The sequence below is a fragment of the Parasutterella muris genome (assembly GCF_943193095.1).
In the GTDB taxonomy this organism is placed as follows: Bacteria; Pseudomonadota; Gammaproteobacteria; order Burkholderiales; family Burkholderiaceae_F; genus Parasutterella; species Parasutterella muris.
Window position 1 is genome coordinate 1 of the sequence record NZ_CALPCV010000070.1, and the last position, 1217, is coordinate 1217.

The 1217-nt window shown below is 45.4% G+C and carries 1 protein-coding gene; it reads right to left on the reverse strand.

The annotated features are described in order from the left end of the window. Nucleotides 1-1217: IS1634 family transposase (locus tag NFR90_RS11570; protein WP_251453157.1), on the reverse strand; the 1217-nt coding region annotated here is incomplete at both ends.

Here is a 1217-nt window from a genome sequence, read left to right on the forward strand (position 1 = left end):
GCATCGGATATTTCGTCGCTTACCAGTACCCGGTAGCCTTTGTAGCGGAGCTTTTGATCCACTTTTTTATTGTCGACGCTGTAGCTGACCGTGCCGTCTTTCTCATGTTTTACAAACACCTCTTCTAGTAATGTTTGTTCGTTTTCATCGAGAGACTTACCGGCGGCCATCTTTTCGCGTATACGAATGATTCTCTCAAACATCCCTTGTCTGGCATTCTCAGCAATTTGTCGATCGAAATAGATATGCCAGTAAAGCTCCGCAGTTTCCTGCGTCTTTTTTGTGGATCTCTGACCCGTTACAGGATTAGGTTCATAAATCCAGCTGATCTTCTTTGTCACCTGAAAGACCTGAGTAAACCAATCCATTCGATTTAAGTCCTGGAGGTTAACTCTTTCTTCATCAATGAGCTCTTGGGTAAGGCTGCCTGATATCCCGCACTTCATGTTGAACAGAAAGCCAACTTTATTTCTCAGGCAGTCATTGATGTTTTTTGTACCGCTGTAACCTCGGTCAGACACAAGAACAACGTTTTGGATGCCTAGTCTGGAGTTGTCAGCAATGACCCGCCTGACGGTTTGTACGTCCGGAACGTTTCCGTCGTAGGCTCGATAGAAGATAGGCAGTCCGCTTTTGGACTCGACCAACATCAGCAGATTAATTTGAGGAAGGTTGTCCTCGTCTTTATTCCTGCCTCTTTCTACATTTGGCAGCTTATTTGCGTAGCTCGAAATGGAGGTCGAATCTAAAGCCAATGTCAGCCTGTCGTCGTCCCCATTTTTTTTCTTCTGCTCTATTAATCCCTCCTGGATGGCAGAAAAGTAATTTTCTATTTGTTGTTTTTTGATTTTCCTAAAAACTCTGCCTATTGAGGAAGGATGCAAAGCCCCGCCCCATGGAAGACGAGTCGCCTCGGCAAAGGTCGGATATTTAGAAATATTGTTGTCCTGATTGAGGATTATGAAGTAGGCAATCGACAAAACTTTTAGATAGTCTCGGCGCTGTGGAAAGGCCCTTTTAAGAGCTTCTCCGATAGGAGATTGCGCAACGAGCTGATCCAGCGCCCACGTGGCTCCCGCATGCAGTTGTTTGACATCCATTGCTTGAGAAAGAGTAAAACCGCCTTCACTCACCGCAGTGAAGATATAGTCTTTGCCCTTGCGTTGGCAAATAAAATCCCTTAATTCAGGGCGCTCAGCTAAAAAGTGTTCGTCCCA